Source organism: Wenjunlia vitaminophila DSM 41686 (assembly GCF_000380165.1).
GTDB lineage: Bacteria > Actinomycetota > Actinomycetes > Streptomycetales > Streptomycetaceae > Wenjunlia > Wenjunlia vitaminophila.
The window spans coordinates 165,126-181,188 of the sequence record NZ_KB904634.1; the positions used below are offsets into that span (position 1 = coordinate 165,126).

The 16,063-nt window shown below is 72.6% G+C and carries 13 protein-coding genes; 6 read left to right on the top strand and 7 right to left on the bottom strand.

Annotation, left to right across the window (positions count from 1 at the left end; genetic code table 11):
* Positions 1-13 precede the first annotated feature (13 nt).
* Entirely contained in the window at positions 14-859 is an 846-nt protein-coding gene (locus A3IG_RS0100640) for a siderophore-interacting protein (RefSeq protein WP_026219752.1), read from the bottom strand.
* Positions 860-1,429: 570 nt separating this feature from the next.
* Here A3IG_RS0100640 and A3IG_RS0100645 point away from each other — a divergent pair.
* The 6 genes from A3IG_RS0100645 to A3IG_RS0100670 all read left to right on the top strand — a co-directional run bounded on the left by A3IG_RS0100645 (position 1,430) and on the right by A3IG_RS0100670 (position 6,246).
* Entirely contained in the window at positions 1,430-2,050 is a 621-nt protein-coding gene (locus A3IG_RS0100645) for a DUF6230 family protein (RefSeq protein WP_026219753.1), read from the top strand.
* A gap of 82 nt (positions 2,051-2,132) precedes the next feature.
* Positions 2,133-2,540, top strand: a complete 408-nt coding sequence (locus A3IG_RS34715; protein ID WP_236719088.1) for a DUF6114 domain-containing protein — start codon at positions 2,133-2,135, stop codon at positions 2,538-2,540.
* A gap of 16 nt (positions 2,541-2,556) precedes the next feature.
* Complete coding sequence (locus A3IG_RS0100655; RefSeq protein ID WP_018381604.1) at positions 2,557-3,273, top strand: hypothetical protein; 717 nt, start codon at positions 2,557-2,559, stop codon at positions 3,271-3,273.
* Positions 3,274-3,399: 126 nt separating this feature from the next.
* Positions 3,400-4,443, top strand: a complete 1,044-nt coding sequence (locus A3IG_RS0100660; protein ID WP_018381605.1) for an alpha/beta fold hydrolase — start codon at positions 3,400-3,402, stop codon at positions 4,441-4,443.
* Positions 4,440-5,339 (top strand): SDR family oxidoreductase, encoded by a 900-nt coding sequence (locus A3IG_RS0100665; protein ID WP_018381606.1) that lies wholly within the window; start codon positions 4,440-4,442, stop codon positions 5,337-5,339. Before A3IG_RS0100660 ends, A3IG_RS0100665 begins: the two co-directional genes overlap by 4 nt.
* Before the next feature lie 148 nt (positions 5,340-5,487).
* Positions 5,488-6,246: an SDR family NAD(P)-dependent oxidoreductase gene (locus A3IG_RS0100670; protein ID WP_018381607.1), complete on the top strand. Its 759-nt coding sequence runs from the start codon at positions 5,488-5,490 to the stop codon at positions 6,244-6,246.
* Positions 6,247-6,271: 25 nt separating this feature from the next.
* Here A3IG_RS0100670 and A3IG_RS0100675 read toward each other — a convergent pair whose 3' ends face one another.
* The 6 genes from A3IG_RS0100675 to A3IG_RS0100700 all read right to left on the bottom strand — a co-directional run bounded on the left by A3IG_RS0100675 (position 6,272) and on the right by A3IG_RS0100700 (position 16,037).
* Entirely contained in the window at positions 6,272-8,704 is a 2,433-nt protein-coding gene (locus A3IG_RS0100675) for a glycoside hydrolase family 65 protein (RefSeq protein WP_018381608.1), read from the bottom strand.
* Between the two features lie 3 nt (positions 8,705-8,707).
* On the bottom strand, positions 8,708-9,544 hold the full coding sequence (locus tag A3IG_RS0100680; protein WP_078499879.1) for an HAD family hydrolase: 837 nt from the start codon (positions 9,542-9,544) through the stop codon (positions 8,708-8,710).
* Positions 9,545-9,750: 206 nt separating this feature from the next.
* Positions 9,751-10,770, bottom strand: coding sequence for a lysophospholipid acyltransferase family protein (locus tag A3IG_RS0100685; protein WP_018381610.1), 1,020 nt, complete (start codon positions 10,768-10,770; stop codon positions 9,751-9,753).
* Entirely contained in the window at positions 10,767-12,344 is a 1,578-nt protein-coding gene (locus tag A3IG_RS0100690) for a lactate racemase domain-containing protein (RefSeq protein WP_236719068.1), read from the bottom strand. The genes A3IG_RS0100685 and A3IG_RS0100690 overlap by 4 nt, the downstream gene beginning before the upstream one ends.
* A gap of 118 nt (positions 12,345-12,462) precedes the next feature.
* Positions 12,463-13,689, bottom strand: coding sequence for a zinc-dependent alcohol dehydrogenase (locus A3IG_RS0100695; RefSeq protein WP_018381612.1), 1,227 nt, complete (start codon positions 13,687-13,689; stop codon positions 12,463-12,465).
* Complete coding sequence (locus A3IG_RS0100700; RefSeq protein ID WP_018381613.1) at positions 13,686-16,037, bottom strand: HAD-IB family hydrolase; 2,352 nt, start codon at positions 16,035-16,037, stop codon at positions 13,686-13,688. Before A3IG_RS0100700 ends, A3IG_RS0100695 begins: the two co-directional genes overlap by 4 nt.
* Positions 16,038-16,063: the final 26 nt, after the last annotated feature.

Sequence of the window (16,063 nt, forward strand, 5' to 3'; positions counted from 1 at the left end):
GCCGGCGCCTGGGCTACCGCAGCGCCTGCTCCTCCTCGCGGTCGATCCGGGCGTTCCACTCCTTCTTGGACGCCCGCCAGCCCTCGTCGTCCACGTCGCAGCGCCAGTAACCGGAGATCGAGAGCTGTTCGGGCGCCATCTGGTTCTCCACCCGCAGCCAGCGCCGCAGGTTCCGCACGAAGTGCGCCTCGCCGTGGACGAACGCCTGGCCGCGTCCCCCGGGCAGGGGCCGGGCCCGCACCTCTTCCACCAGGGCCTCGCCGAACGGCCTGCCGGCCCGGTGCACCCAGACCACCTCGACGTCGCCGGAGGCGTCGAGCTTCAGTTCCTCCTCGGCGTCGGCGACCTCCACCAGGACCCGGGCGGGGACGGCGTGGGGCAGCCGCTCGACCGCCGCGGCGATCGCCGGCAGCGCACTGGTGTCGCCGACCAGCAGGTGCCAGTCCGCCGCGGGGTCAGGGGCGTAGGCGCCCCCGGGGCCGAGGAAGGAGATCTCGTCCCCGCGCCGCGCCGCGGCTGCCCAGGGCCCGCCAAGGCCGGTGTCGCCGTGGTACACGAAGTCGATGGTGAGTTCGAGGGCCGCCGGGTCGAAGGCCCGCACGGTGTAGGCGCGGGTCCGCGGCCACTGGTCGGGCGGCAGCTCGGCGCGGACCGCCTCCAGGTCCAGCGGGCGGGGGTACTCCACTCCCGGCCGGGGGAACACCAGCTTCACGTAGTGGTCGGTGTACTCGCCCACCTCGAGGTCCGCCAGTTCGGGTCCGCCGAGGACGACCCTGATCAGGCGGGGGGTCAGCCATTCTGTGCGCAGCACCCCCGCGGTACGCAGCCGTGGCTTTCGACGTTGCGGTCGGTCGGACAACGAGCACTCTCCCACTGCGGTGACGGGGCCGGGCCCGGCTCGGCCAGGCGACCGAACACAGCCAGTTAGGCAAGCCTAACTTACACAGCGCGCCAGGGCGACCCGGCGCCCCTCCCTGGGCCCCCGGCGCCCGGACCGGGGTGCTCCGCTCTTCGAGATGCCCTACGAAGGAGAAGCCATCAGACGGCGCACGCCCACTCCTGCCACCCGACGGGGCCGCCGGTCGAGACGTCCGGTAGCGAACCTTGTCAGTGACCGCTGGCAGGTTTACGGTGCCCCGTGCCGGAGTCGGCCGCGCACCGGCGCGCGCGCCGCGACGACCCACACCCTTTTCCCGTTCACTTCTTCACCGGCATTCGACGGACAAGCGCGGTGGGCGGCGTCGACTCTGCCTTTTCTGCATTTCCGGCAATTCGCAACCACATCGCGGTCAATAAATCATCACAACACCCCTTGCCGGGGCGGTGCCGTGTCCCGCATCATCGCTACCAGTCGGTAGCTTTCTTTCGCGGCGTGGTCCGCGTGCCGTGGCCTTCTGCCGCGATCTCCTCATCACAAAGGACGTGAACCATGAGGGACTCTGAGGGTAGACAGGTCACGGGACGGGTGCGCTGGCGGCGTTTCGCCGCGCTGTCCGTTCCCGGATTCGCAGCAACGGCGGCGCTTGCCGTCGCCCTGGCCAACGGCGCCATCGCGGCGTCCTTCGCCGTTTCCGGCCAGCAGTTCAAGGTCTCCGCCGACAAGCTCGAAGGCACGGGCTTCGCCCAGTACGGGAGTGTGGACACCAACGCCAGGGACGAGTTGTTACCGGTGATGGTCACCGCCATCAAGGACTCGGACATCCACAACCTGTGCCAGTCCGTGGTCACGTCCCTGCCCATCATCGGCGACATCTCACTGAAGATCTCCGCGGGCGGGGAGGGCACCCCCGTCGAGGCCAAGGACCTGTTCGTGGACGCCACCCAACTGTCGGGAAACGCCTCGTTCACCAACATCGAGATCGGCCGTGACGCATCCACCCTGGACAAGGGCCCCAAGGGGGCACGGGGTTGGCAGGACGCGTTCGCCCAGCAGTCGGACACGGTCAGCATCACCGACCTGGAACAGGTCGCCTGGGCCACCAACGCCGGAACGTTCAAGCTCACCGATCTCAACATGAAGATCAGCAAGGGCAAGAAGGAATGCTTCTGAGCGGACGCAGGGGGAGGTCACGGTGAGGGCGGTCCTGGCACGTTGGAGACGTTGGCGCAGGAGCCGGCCGTTCTGGGGCGGGGTGTTCACGGTCGCAGCCGGCGCTGAAATCTGCGCAATTCCGCTCGCCCCCATGGAGGTCATGCTGCACGAGGGAATTGCCGGTTTCTACTCGATCCTCCTGGGACTGCTTCTGATCCTGATGGGACTGACCTTCTGGTTCGCGCCCCACTTCCGGTCCCTGGCCGGAATAGTCGCCGTCATCCTGGCCGCGGCGTGCCTGGTGCTGTCCAACCTCGGTGGTTTCTTCCTGGGCACCGTCGTGGCCATCATCGGCGGCAGCATGGGATTCGGTTGGCAGCCACACCCGCACCGCCAGGACGACGCCGCCGCACCCGGCGAACCGCCCGGGGAAGGCGGTGCACCACGGGCCGAGGACGGCGCCACCCCCCGGTCCGCACCACCCGCACGTTCCACCCACCCTCAGTAAAGGAGTGCACTCGGTGATGAGCCATTCCTTCTCGTCGAGCGATGGCGGGTCACGCACCATCCTCAGGGCCACCACCGCGGTCGCCGCCGCGTTGGGGCTGACCATGGCCGGGACCGGGCTCGCCGGAGCCGCCGGCGCACCGGACCTGGCCCCGTCAACCACCGTCACCCCGGCCGGGGCGTACTTCTCCGCCTCCCTCGTGCCAGGCACCAAGGCCACCTTCAGCGCCGGAGGCGTCGTGGTGACCTGCTCGGTCTCCGAGACCGTGCCCACCTCCCCCCTCGGCACCGACACCAAGAACCAGGTGCCGGCGGCCAACCACAACGCGGACGGTCCGGTCACCTCGGGACTCAACGCGCCCACGTACTCCTCGTGCACCACCAACGCACCCGGGGTGAGCGCCACCGTCACCACCAGCGGAGCGTGGTCCATCGACATGCAGTACAGCCCGGACGGCAGCAAGGGCACGTTGACCGTTCCCGTCGGCGGAGTCGTGGTCAAGACCAGCGGCATCGCCGTGTGTACCGTGACCACCGCCCCGGACGCACCGGCCCAGATCACCGGTGCCTGGACGGGTGGCAACCCGCCCACCCTCGCGTTCGACGCGGCGGTCCCGGTGCGGGTGGACGGCGGGTTCGGTTGCCCGACCAGTTCGAAGGCCGCCCAGTTCACCGCCACCTATGAGATCAACAACGTCAGCGATCCGACCGCGCCCGTCACGGTCGGCCCCTGACCCCGCGCCGGCACTGAACCACCCCGGCCGGGCGACCACGATCACCGTGGCGCCCGGCCGGGGCCGGGGCGGACACCGGCCGGAGGCACGACCCGACGCCCAGTAGGAGCAGGAGGCAGAGACCGCGTGAACGAGCCAGGTCAGAACGGGCCCACCACCCAGGAGGAACGCGTCGGGGAGGACCCGGCACGCGACGGCCGCGCCCACGACGGGGGTTCCGTACGCCGGCACGGCCACGGCACCGAACGCGGCGGACCGGAGGTACCCGGGACGTCGCGGTGGGTGGCCTCCCCCGACGGGACCCGACTCCACGTCAGGGAGTACGGGCCGCCCCGCGCACCCACCGTCCTGCTGGCGCACGGCTGGACCTGCTCGGTCGAGTTCTGGGCGCCGGTGACCCGCAGGCTGCTGTCCCGCGGACTGCGGGTGGTCGCCTACGACCAGCGCGGCCACGGGCGCAGCGACGTGCCGCGGCGCGCCGGGTACAGCACCAATGCCCTGGCCGACGACCTGCAGACGGTGGCCCTCTCCTGCGTCGCGGAAGGGGACTCGGCGGTCCTGGTCGGGCACAGCATGGGCGCGATGAGCATCCTGGCCGCCAGCGGCCGTCCCGCTGTGCGGGACCGCGCCGCGGCGGTGCTGCTGGCCAGCACCGGCTGCTGCGACCTCCTCGACGGCCTGCGGGTGCTGCCGGTGCGCGGTCCGCGGCTGCGGGCCGGTCTGCACCGGGTGTTCCTGAGCGCCCCGCTGCCGCTCGGCCCGCCCACCGCGGTCAGCCGACGGCTGCTGAAGTACGCCACCATGGGGTCCGCGGCCACCCCGGAGCAGGTCGAGCTCTGCTGTCGCGTCGTCAACGCCTGCCGGGGCCTGCCTCGTTCCCGTTGGGGGCGGGTGCTGGGCCGGCTGGACCTGCGGGCCAATGTCCCCGAGCTCTCCGTGCCGACCACGGTGCTGGTGGGCACCTCGGACCGGCTCACCCCGCCCGCTCACTCGCGGCTCCTGGTCGAACGGCTGCCGGAACTGGTGGAGTTCGTGGAGCTTCCCGGGGCCGGGCACATGACCCCGGTGGAGCGGACGGACGAGGTGGTCGGGGCGGTGTGGCGCCTGGTGCGCGACCACCTCCCCACGGGGGGAGCCACGCTCCCCGCCGGAGGAAGGGAGACGGTGTGAGCACGGGTCGGCGGTTGACCGGACGGGTGGCCGTGGTCACCGGCGCGGCACGGGGCGTCGGCGCGGAACTCGCCAGGACCCTGCACGCCCGGGGAGCGCGCGTCGCCCTCCTCGGCCTGGAGCCGGAGGAGTTGGCGAAGGTCGCCGCGGGCTGCGGTGAGGACGCCGGGTGGTGGGAGGTCGACGTCACGGACAACGCGGCGCTGGCCCGGGTGGCCGCCGAGGTCGCCGAGCGGTTCGGACGGGTGGACGTGGTGGTGGCCAACGCCGGCATCGCCGTGGGCGGTCTGTTCGAGCGCGCCGACGCGACCTCCTTCGACCGGGTGGTCGAGGTGAACCTCCTGGGGAGCATAGCCACCGCCAGGGCGTTCCTCCCGCACCTGGTGCGCTCCCGGGGGCACCTGCTCCAGGTGGCGTCGTTGGCCGCGCTCACCCCGGCCCCGCTGATGGCGGCCTACTGTGCCAGCAAGTCCGGCGTGGAGGCGTTCGCCCACTGTCTGCGGGCGGAGTTGGCGCTGAGCGGCGTCACCGTCGGGGTGGCGTACCTGAGTTGGACCGACACCGACATGGTTCGGGGGGCGTTCGCCCAGGAGGGGATGGCCAGGCTCCGCGGCACCCTGCCGTTCCCGATGAACCGGGTGCATCCCCTTGCCCCCGCCGTGGAGCGCATCGCCGACGGGGTGGTCCGCCGGAGCGCGCACGTCTACGGGCAGGGCTGGCTCCGCCTGCTCCAGCCGGTGCGGGGCGTGGTGCCCGCGGTGCTCTCGGCGGCGGCTCCGCGCCGGCTCGCCAGGTTCCGGGACGTCCTGGAGTCGGTGCAGCCCACGGGACCGGTCGGCGCCGGAGGGGAGGCGGACACCCGGGCGCGCTCCGGTGCCGCCCGGGACGGCCGGTAGTCGCCGGGGCCGCGGGCTCCCCCGCGGCCCACTCCACGCCGTGTCGTTGACGGCCGGTCGGCTACCGGACCTGTGGCCCGGGCGGCGGGAGGGGCGGGGGCGACGGCCGTGGTGGGAGGGCCTTGCGCGACAGGAGTAGGCTTTGGTCATGCCCACGGCGTTCATCACCGGTGCCACCGCGGGGATCGGGGCGGCGTTCACCCGCCGGCTCGCTGCGGACGGCTTCGACCTGGTCCTCCTGGCCCGTGACCGCTCCCGCCTGGAGGAGGCCGCCGAGAGGTACCGCACCACCCACCGGGTGCGGGTGGAGACCCTGATCGCGGACCTGGCCACGGACGAGGGCCTGGCCGCGGCCGAGGACCGGGCCCGCCACGGGGTGGACCTGCTGGTCAACAACGCCGGTTTCGCCCAGCGGGGGACCTTCCTCAGGACCGACGTGGGCGAGGAAGTGGCCATGCTCAGGGTGCACTGCGAGGCCGTGCTGCGGCTCAGCCACGCGGCGCTGCCCGGCATGATGGAACGCGGCAGGGGCGGCGTGATCAACGTCGCCTCGGTTGCCGCGTTCTTCACCCGGGGCACCTACAGCGCCTCCAAGGCGTGGGTGGTCAACTTCAGCGAGAGCGTGCTGCGGGACATCGCGGGCAGCGGGGCCCATGTGATGGCGCTCTGCCCGGGTTGGACGCACACCGAGTTCCACGACCGGGCCAGCATGGACATGTCCGGTGTGCCGGGGTTCCTGTGGTTGGACGCCGACGAGCTGGTGGACGCCGCGGTGCGTGACTTCCGCCGCGGCGTCCCGGTGAGCGTCCCAGGACTGCCGTACAAGGCGTTCATCGCCCTGGGCCGGGCGCTGCCACACGGTCTGACCACGCGGATCTCCACCCGGGTGGGTCGGCGCTACCGCTGACGGCCACCGCGCCGGCCGGTTCCGCTCACTGCCGCACCACCTCGAGCCACTTCGCGTCGCCGGGAGCGATCACTTCGGCTTGGCCGTCCAGCACCACCCGGATCGGGAGCTGTTCGGACGCCGGCACGCTGACCCGCACCCGGTTGCCGCACAGCCGCACCCCGACCCCCCAGTGCCCGCGGTAGCGGATGGAGAAGGAGAACTCCGACATCTCCGGCAGCGGCGCGGGGTTCAGCCACAACCCGTCGGTGCGGCCCTCGAGCCCGGTGAGACCGCGCTGCACCAGGTCCAGGGTGCCGCCCATGGCGCCCAGGTGGATGCCCTCCGCGGTGGTGCCGCCCTGCACGTCGGCGACGTCCTCGGCCAGCGCCTCAAGGACGTACTGCCAGGCGTCCACGCGTCGTTCCCTGGCCAGCACCCAGCCGTGCACCAGACCGCTCAGGGTGGAGCCGTGGCTGGTGCGGGCCAGGTAGTAGTCCACCGTGCGGTGCCAGTCGTCGTCGTCCAGGCGGTGGCCCAGGCTGCGCATCAGCCCCGCGAGCTCCTCGGGGGCGAAGAGGTAGCCGAGCATCAGCACGTCGGCCTGTTTGGACGCCTGGTAGCGGTTGACCGTGTCGCCCTCCGCCTCCAGGATGCGGTCGAGCCGCCGGATGTCGCCGTAGCGCCTCCGGTAACCGTCCCAGTCCAGCTCCAACAGGTCGCCGTAGCCGTCGAACTGGCTGATCACCCCGCGGTGGAACGGCACGTACAGCCCGTGGGCCACCTCCGCCCAGCGGTCCAGCTCCCCGTCCTCGAGGCCGATGCGCTCGAACAGCTCCCGGCGCCTGGGTTCGGGGAGGGTGGCTGCGAGCTCCAGGGCCCGTTGCAACACCCACGACGCGGTGACGTTGGTGTACGCGTTGTCGTTCACCCCGGGCCGCTCGGCGTCGGGGTAGCCGTCGTGGTACTCGTCGGGACCCATCACCCCGCGGATGCGGTACCGACCCACCTCGGGGTCGAACGCGGCCAGGGCGGCCCAGTGGCGGGCGATCTGCGTCAGCATCTCGGCGCCCTTGGTGTGCAGGAACTCGACGTCCCCGCTGGCCCTGGAGTACTGCCAGACGTTGTAGGCCACGGCCGAGCCGACGTGGTGCTGCAGCCGGGAATGGTCCGGCAGCCAACGTCCGGAGCGCGGGTTCAGGTGCAGCCGCTGGGTCTCCTCCCGGCCGTCGCTGCCGCTCTGCCACGGGTAGCGGGCCCCGGCGTACCCGGCCTCCCGGGCGGCGCGGCAGGCCTGGCGCAGCCGCCGGTGGCGGTAGGTGAGCAGGGCCTTGGACACCTCCGGGAGGTGCAGGTTGAGGTAGGGCAGGACGAAGAGCTCGTCCCAGAAGACGTGGCCGCGGTACGCCTCGCCGTGCAGTCCCCTGGCCGGTACCCCCACGTCCAGCTCCGCGGTGTGCGGGGAGAGCGTCTGGAGCACGTGGAACAGGTGCAGCCGCAGGATGTGCCCGGCCTCACCGGGCACGTCGAGCTCGTTGCGCTGCCACAGGTGCCGCCAGGCGGCGCGGTGGGACGCGAGCAGGGTGGCGAAGTCCGGGGCCAACTCGACTTCCTCCAGGGCGGCCCGCAGCGGGTCGGAGACCGCGGTGTCCCGGGACGTGTGCAACGCGACGACCTTCTCCACCACGGACGGCTGGTCCTTGCCCACCGCCAGTTCGGTGCGCTGGGTGGCCCTGCGCTCCATCAACCGGGGGAACACCGGGGTGGGCCCGGCCCCGTCGGTGCCGCGGACCCGGGACGCCAGGGCCACGGTGATGCCCGAGGTGGTGGTGCGGCAGCGCAGCCAGGCCGTCTCGGGGCTGTGCATCCCGGTCTGGACCCCGTTCAGGTGCCGGCCCTCGAGGTCCCGGTAGCGGGCGACACCGTGGTTGGTGACCGTCCCGTCCAGGGTGCACTCGACCTCCACGGTGCCGGACCAGTCGTCGGCGGAGAACACGGTGTGCAGCGCCGCCACGTGCGGGTCCCCCATGTGGACCAGCCGGGTCTGCTCCACGCGCAGCAGCCGGCCGTACGGGTCCCGGTAGGTCATCCGGCGGGTGAGCGTGCCCCCGCGCAGGTCGAGGGTCTGCCGGTAGTCCAGCAGCCCGGGGCCGTCCGGGGACAGCCAGGCGGTGTCGGCGCCGCGTTCGATGGGCCCCTCGGCGGGTCGGTCGTCCGGGGGCAGGACGCGGAACCGCAGCGGCAGCCAGTTGGGGAGGTTGACCAGGTCCTCGTTCTCCACGGCCCGGCCGGCGACGTCGGACACCAGCCGGTTGTAGCAGCCGGCGACGTAGGTGCCGGGGTAGTGGTGGGGTCCCGGGGCCGCCTCCGGGCAGGCGCCCCGGGTGGCGAAGTACCCGTTGCCGAGGGTGCACAGCGACTCGCGCAATCCCTCGTCCTCGGGCCGGTAACCCTCGTACTCCCAGGTCCATCGGGACATGGTTCACCCCTCCCGGACGACGAGACGGGACAGGTCGTCCACCACCAGGTCGGCGCCGTGGGCCCGCAGCCCGGCGGCGCCCGACGGGTCCGGCCCGCGGTCCACCCCGACCACCAGGCCGAACCCGCCCCGCCGGCCGGCCTCCACACCGGCCAGGGCGTCCTCCACCACGGCCGTGTCGTTCGGCGGGACCCCCAGCCGGTGCGCCGCCTCGAGGAACAGCGCCGGGTCGGGCTTGCCCGGCAGCGCGAGCCGCGCCGCCTCGTCCCCGTCCACCAGCACCGGGAGCAGTTCCCGCACCCCGGCCGCGGCGAGCACCTGCCCGGCGTGCCGGGAGGCGGAGACGGCGGCGCGGGGCACCCGCTCCCGTTCCAGGACCCTCAGCAGCCGCACCGTCCCGGGCCAGGTGTCGACCCCCTGTTCGCGCAGTGCGCGGGTGAACGCCTGCTCCTTGCGGGCGGCGACCGCCCACACCGTGTCGGTTCCGGGCGGGTCCTGCGGCGTGCCCGTGGGGAGGTGGACGCCCCGGGAGGCCAGGAACGCGGACGCCCCGTCCAGCCTGGGCCGGCCGTCCACGTGCTCCCGGTACTCCCCCACCGGGTCGAAGGGCCCGCGCTGGGCGGGGTCCCGCGGGGGGCGTTCCCGCAGGTAGCCGTCGAACGCGAGTTTCCACGCGGCGGCATGCGTCCGGGCCGAGTCGGTGAGCACACCGTCGGTGTCCAGCACCACGGCACGAACCGCCCGCAACGGCGGCGCCAGGACGTCCCGCCCGGTACCCGCCTCCGGCGGCGGGCCTGCGGACCGTGGCCGGTGCCCCGGCGCCCCGGATGGGGGTGACATGGCCGCTCCTTCCTCCCCACCGTGCGGCGGGAGGTCCAGTGGCCGGTTGCGGTACCCCCATTTCTCGACCTGATGCGCGGACGCCCGCGTCATCTCGGCCGGCCCCCCCGCCGTGCCGGGTGCCGGTCCCACGCGCAGCGCCCCGCCCCCACGGGAGGCGGGGCGGGGCGCGTGGTCGCGACGACCGGCGGCGGGGGCTCAGCGGGTCAGTTCCGCCACACCCTCGGGTTGCCGTCGGGCCCCGAGGGACGGGTGGACTCCCAGACCTTGCGCCAGTCGGCCACGGGCCTGCCCCGTTCCACCGGGGTCCTGGTGACCGGCAGCGCGGGCTCCCGGCCCTCGGGGAGGTGCAACTTGCCCTCCTCGGCCGCCCGCAGCGACTGGTACCAGCCGAGGTCCTCCTCGGCCCACAGGGCGGCGACCTGCTTGAGCATCCTGGCCTGGAACTCCGCGGTGCCCTCCTCCTTGCCCGGGTACAGCGGCCGGCCGAAGCGGACCACCAGACGGGTCGCGTTGCGCGTCGGGAGGCTGGCGCCGCGGGGCATCGCCGCGAACGTGCCGCGCACCGCGATCGGCACCGCGGGGACGCCCATGCTCAGGCAGAGCCGGGCGGCACCCCGCTTGAACGCCGTCATCCAGCCGTCGTGCGAGCGGGTGCCCTCCGGGAAGAGCAGCAGGCTCCACCCGTCGTCGACGAGCTGGGCCGGCAGGCTGGGGCCGCCGCGTCGCCGGCCGTACCGGTCCACCGGGAAGGCGTTGAAGACCAGCGTGGTGGTGACGCTGACCGCCTTGGAGGTGAAGAAGTAGTCCGCGGCGGCGCCGACCGCGGTGCGGTCGGAGATCCTGCGGGGCAGCGCCCCCAGGATCAGCGGCGTGTCCAGGTGACTGGAGTGGTTGGCCACGAAGACCGCGGGTCCGCGCAGGCCCTCGAGCAGGTCCAGGCCCTCGATGGTGGGCCGGGTCTTCGCCCAGGCGTACGGCTTGAGGACGCCGCGCTGCAGGATGTTGCGCACGGCCCCGGCGGCCGGGGTGCGCGCCCACGCGGTCGGGAACGTCGTGGTGTCCTCGTCCCCGCTGCCGTAGCCGCCCGTGCTCCCGCTCGCCGTCGGGTAGCCCCGCGGGGTCATGGCGCGGCCCCGCAGGTCCCGGTTCTTCCGCAGCATCGCCAGGTCGCCGCGCAGGCTTCCTCCGGTGCGCCTGGCCCCGCCCTTCTTGGCGCCGCTCATCGGACCGACGCCAGGGTGAGCGGGGGCATGTGCTGGTAGGTGATCGACGGGCTGGTGCCCACGGTGTGGGAGGCCAGCTCCAGCGCGTCGTTGAGCGTGGAGGCGGCCCGGAAGCCCAGCCGGGCGGCGGTCTTGCGGTCCGCGCCCACGAAGATCACCTCACCGAGGTGCTGCATGGCGTGCGCACCCCAGTACCACATGTAGAACGGGTGCACCCCGTGGTACGCGTAGCTCTTCCGGTACAGGTGGGTGTACCAGGGGTCCGTGGCGAACTGCTTCTCGTACTTGGCCTCGATCACCGCGGGGTCGGTGGTCTCGGCCAGGATCTCCTCGTAGAAGTCGATGTAGCTGGGGTGGTGCACCGGGTGGAACTCGTTGGGCATCGGGTGGTAGAAGATCGCCACCCCGCCCTCCCGGACGATGGGCTTGTTCACGTAGAGGTTGAAGAAGTAGCCCAGGCCCAGCGACATCACCAGGATCGGGTTCATCACCGAGTTGACGTTGTACGGGCCGATGTAGGGCAACCCGTAGACCGCCACGTCGGCCTGGCCGTCCACCTCGGTGAGCTGCTGCCGGTGCACGTTCTTCAGGGTGAGCGGGTGCACCTCGCTCGGCGCCCCCGCGTGCACTCCGGTGACCCCGTACGGCGCCTCCGTCTTGTGCCACAGCCGGCGCCGCATCGCCGGCTTCAGCAGGCCGTTGCCCCGCCGGGTGGCGAGGTAGGTGGCCTGGTCGGCGTAGTTCCACTCCCACTCGCGCTTGTTGAGGAAGCGTGCCGCGCTCGGGAACGTGTCGTTGTTGAGCGTGGTCTCGATCGTGAAGATCTTGACGTGGCCGCCGAGCAGGTCCGCCATCCGGTGGTACGAGTGGTGCATCGCCGAGTTCGGCGGGTCGTTGAACGACCGCGAGTGCTGCAGCGTGTGCACGTTGTGGTGGTGCCGCAGGCTGCGGTAGCTGGCCAGTCCCACCGCCACCGACTTGGGGCCGCCGCTCATCGCGGTGGAGGTGATGTTGACGTACACCACCAGGTCGCTCTCCGCCGCCCGGCGGTTGATCTCGACGTCCTCGCCCTCGTGGGTGTTCCCGAGGTGGACCAGGTTCTCCCGGTCCTCCGCGTCGTGGTTGGTCAGGTGCTTGGGGAAGAACGACCGGAACACCCGCTCGCCCACGATGTGCTTGAGCTCCGCCGGGGTCATCCTGCGGTGCAGGGCGTTGGCGGCGATCAGCTCGACGTCGTCCACGCCCTTGGCCGCGGCGAACTCGAGGACCTGCTCGATGATGCGCTGGCGCACGTCAGGACTGCGCATCGAGGGAAGCGGCAGCGACAGGTCGTCGAAGACGATCGTCAGCCGCATCCCCGGCGTCAACAGCTCGGGCAGGGGGTCCATCCCGTGCGGGTTCAGCAGCGCACGGCGGATCGCTCCGTCCAGGTCCTTGATACCCGGCAGCGAGTCCGGCGGGTAGATCACCCTGCTGCCGTGGGGCAGCCGCTCCAGCCGGAAATTCTCGCCCTCGTGCACCAGCAGCGGCGGGGTACGTTCATCGACTTCCAGCACGAAGCCTGGTCTGCTCACACTCTCTCCTCGTCGTGGTCGCCGGCACGACGCCTCGGGCGACGGTGCATGCGGTTGTGGTGCGGTGGCCGGTGCGACCGCCCTGTCTGCGGTGCTTCCGCCCTGCCATTCCCCGCGGTCAGCCCTCCAGCGACAGGTCGAAGGCGATCTTGATGGACCCCGCGGAGCCGGCCGAGGACGCATGCTCCAGGGCCTGGCGCCAGTGGTGCAGCGGGTAGCGCTCGACATACCCGTCCAGGGGTGCGGACGCCGCGAGCGCGACGGCCTTGGCGAAGTCGGAGCTGGTGTCCTCCTCCGGTCCCCCGGGCTCCCGCTGGCGCGTCGCGTACGCCCCCACCAGGTTCAGTTCCCTGAACCACAGCGGCGTGAGGTCAGCACCCGCCGTCGGCATGCCGGACAGCAGCACCGTACCCCCGGCCCGCACCGACCGCAGGGCGGTGTCCAGGCCCGAGGAACCCCCGGTGCACTCGAACGCGAAGTCCGCACCTCCGAGCAGGAACTCCGAGCCGATCTCCGGCCGGTGGGCCAGCGCCGAGGTCATCCTGCGCACCGCGCGCAGCGCCCGGCCCGGCTCGACCACCTCGGTGGCCCCGAGCTGCCGGGCCTTCTCCTGCTGGTGGCGGTACTTGGCGACCACGTGGATGGAACCGGCCTCGGTGAGCTGGCGCAGCGCCAGCACGGTGAAGAGCCCGACGGTGCCCGCCCCGACCACGAGCACGGAGGCACCCGGTGGGATCGGCACCCGGCGCACCGAGTGGATGGCGCAGGCCAACGGCTCGACCAGGACGGCCCGCTGGTCGGACAGCGAGTCCGGGATCGGGTGCAGTTGCTCCTCGTGGGCCACCATCCGCTGGCTCCACCCGCCGCCGGTGTCCGCGCAGAACCCGGTCTGCAGGCCGGGCGCGAGGTGGCCGGAGGTGATGTGGTCGCAGCGGTTGGTCTGCCCCTCCTGGCAGGACTCGCAGGGCGGCAGCCCGCGCACCCGGCAGGACAGCACCGAGTCCAGCACCACCCGGGTGCCCTTGGCGATCCCCGGCAGGTCGTCCAGGGTGGTGCCGACCACCTCGTGGCCGAGCACGAACGGCGGGGAGGTCAGCGGCCCCAGGTAGGGGGAGGCGGTGCCGTGCAGCAGCCCGAGGTCGGAGCCGCAGATCCCGGAGAGCGTCGGGGACACCCTGGTCCAGCCGTCGCCCTTGGGGAGTTCGGGGTCCCCGTTGCGGACCAGCCGCAGGGGAGCGAGCGCCCCGGCGAGGGTGCCGCCGACCCGGCTGCGGGTGCGGCTCAGTCCGCGGGCGGCCAGGAAGCGCCCGGGAGAACGGTGGTACTCAAGCGCCAGGCTGCTCATCGGGCCTTCTCCTGGTGAGTGGTGCCGGCGGTGGGCAGGGCGTGCACGGAGAGGTCCTGCACGGGCCGCGGGCGGGTGTGGGCGACAACGGAGTCCGACACGGTGTCCCAGCGGCTCGCCGTGTGGGTTCCCCAGCGGGAGATCTGCCAGTGCCGGCGTTTGGCGTGCCGGAACAGGCGGGTGTCCGGGTTGACCGCGCAGGGGTTGCCCACCGCCTCGAGCAGCGGCCGGTCCGAGTAGCTGTCGGCGTAGGCGTAGGAACGCGCCAGGTCCAGGTCGTGCTGCTGGGCGTGGTGCCGCAGCCAGGCCGCCCGGGCCTCGCCCACCACCGGCGGGGTCTCCAGGAACCCGGTCATCACCCCGTCCTCGGTGTGCAGCCGGCAGGCCGAGATGTGGTCGAACAGCGGTCGCAACGGCTCCACCAGCAGGTCAACGCTGCCGGTGATCAGGATGGTGCGGTGTCCCGCGGCCCGGTGGGCGCGGATGCGGCGGACCGCCTCGGGCATCACCCGGTGCAGCAGCGCGTCGCTGAGCTGCTCGTCGACGAGACGGCGCAGCTCCTCCACGTTGGCGCCGGCGTAGCGGCGGAAGAAGGTCCGGGCGAAGTCCCCTCGGTCCCGACGCTCGGCGATCAGGTAGCGCGGCGCGTCGCGGAGCAGGTCCCAGAACTCCGGCGCCCACTTGCCGCGGGGCAACGAGGCGAGCCGGGCCCACAGGTAGGACTCGACGATGTCGGAGGCGAGGATGGTGCCGTCGAGGTCGAACACGGCGGCGATGCCCTCGCCCGCCGGCAGGTTGACCCGCCCCCCGCGCGCGGTGGAGCCCCGCCCCCCCGTCCTGGCCCGCAGCGGGGCGGTGACCTTGGGGCAGTGCACCTCCTCGAGGTACACCCGCCAGTCGATCTCGCTGGGGTCGAAGCCGTGCTCGGCGGTCCGGTCCGCGGGGAGCGACTCGTGCAGCGCCCGCAGCTCGGTGTCGTCGTAGACCACCTCGGTGCGGGTGTAGACGCCGTACAGGTCCGAGTACTTGCGCAGGGTCTCCAGGGAGCGCTTCTCCCGGTGCAGCTTGGTCGCCCACTCCTGGGTCCGCTCGGTTCCCGGCAGGTGCCCGAGGAGCTTCTCGGCGGCGTTGGCCGCCCGCTCGCCGGCGGTCAGCGCCAGTTCCACCCGGGAGGCGCCGGGGAACGTCCAGGCGGGGGCCTTCACGTGGCCGCGCCCCGTGCTCTCCGGCAGCGGGTGGCGACCGAAGTAGCTGTACACGTGCCCGTACATCTGCCGCAGCGTCAGCGGGTTGGTGGCACCCGAGCCCACGTGGAAGTAGTGCGGCGCGTCCGGCGGCGGGGGCGCCGCCGCGGCGGCCAGGGTGGCGTTGACCACCAGGTCCACCGGGATCACGTCCATCACGGTGTCGGGCTGCCCCGGGATGTCCCGCAGCAGGCCGCTGCCGTAGGCGATGATCAGCGGGTCCGCCATCTTGTAGCCGTCGATCCAGCCCGGGTACGGGTGGCGCAGGGCGCTCTCCACGATGGCGGGGCGGACGACGGACAGGGGCTTGCCCGCCCACAGCTCCTCGGCTGCGCGCTCGGACATGGCCTTGGTGAACGTGTAGACGTCGGGCCAGCCCAGGATCTGCGCCCGGGTGCGGCCGTGGTCCACCAGGCGGTCCTCCACCCAGGCGCGGCGGGCCTCCTCGGCGTCCCGGGCGGCGGTCTGCGGACCGGCCTTGCCGTGGGCGCGGTTGGCGCTGCGCAGCGTCTTGCGCAGCACCTCGGGGCGGCGGGAGTCGCGCTCCACCTCGGCGCGGGCGGCGAGGCCGAGCGCGAGTTCGGTGCGCCAGTCCACGTCGTGGGTCAGTCGGCCCTCGTGGATCAGGCCACGGCCACCGCTGGAGACGTACGCCGTGGAGATGTGCACCACGTGCGGCGGGCGTTCCTGCTGGGCGAGCTTCTCGTACAGCGAGACGGCACCGGAGACGTTGGTGCTGAACGCCTCGTCGATGGGCGGGTCGAAGGACACCGTGGACGCGCAGTGGATGGCCACGTCCACGTCCCCGGGGATCTCGGCGGTGCCCAGGTCGCCCTCGAGGACGTTGACCCGCTCCAGCGCCTGGGCGATGGCCTCGTCGGCGCCGAGCTTCTCGCGCCAGGTACGGAAGACGTCCTTGCGCAGCAGCCTGGTGAACCGGTCCTGGGCGGTGCCGTTTCCGCGGGGTCGCACGATGACCGAGACCCGGGTCTCGGGGTACCCGGACAGCAGTCGCTCCAGCAGCGCCTGTCCGATGAACCCGGTGGCTCCGGTGAGGAGGATGTGCGAGCCCCCGAGGTGCCCGATCCGGTACTTGCTCGGCACTCGTGTCCTCCTGGGGTCGGGATCTG

What these genes read in the sequence shown, in the direction of transcription:
- A3IG_RS0100645 (WP_026219753.1), top strand. Translation starts at nt 1,430, where the DNA reads ATGAGGGACTCTGAGGGTAGACAGGTCACGGGACGGGTGCGCTGGCGG.
- A3IG_RS0100655 (WP_018381604.1), top strand. Translation starts at nt 2,557, where the DNA reads ATGAGCCATTCCTTCTCGTCGAGCGATGGCGGGTCACGCACCATCCTC.
- A3IG_RS0100670 (WP_018381607.1), top strand. Translation starts at nt 5,488, where the DNA reads ATGCCCACGGCGTTCATCACCGGTGCCACCGCGGGGATCGGGGCGGCG.
- A3IG_RS0100675 (WP_018381608.1), bottom strand. Translation starts at nt 8,704, where the DNA reads ATGTCCCGATGGACCTGGGAGTACGAGGGTTACCGGCCCGAGGACGAG.
- A3IG_RS0100680 (WP_078499879.1), bottom strand. Translation starts at nt 9,544, where the DNA reads ATGTCACCCCCATCCGGGGCGCCGGGGCACCGGCCACGGTCCGCAGGC.
- A3IG_RS0100685 (WP_018381610.1), bottom strand. Translation starts at nt 10,770, where the DNA reads ATGAGCGGCGCCAAGAAGGGCGGGGCCAGGCGCACCGGAGGAAGCCTG.
- A3IG_RS0100695 (WP_018381612.1), bottom strand. Translation starts at nt 13,689, where the DNA reads ATGAGCAGCCTGGCGCTTGAGTACCACCGTTCTCCCGGGCGCTTCCTG.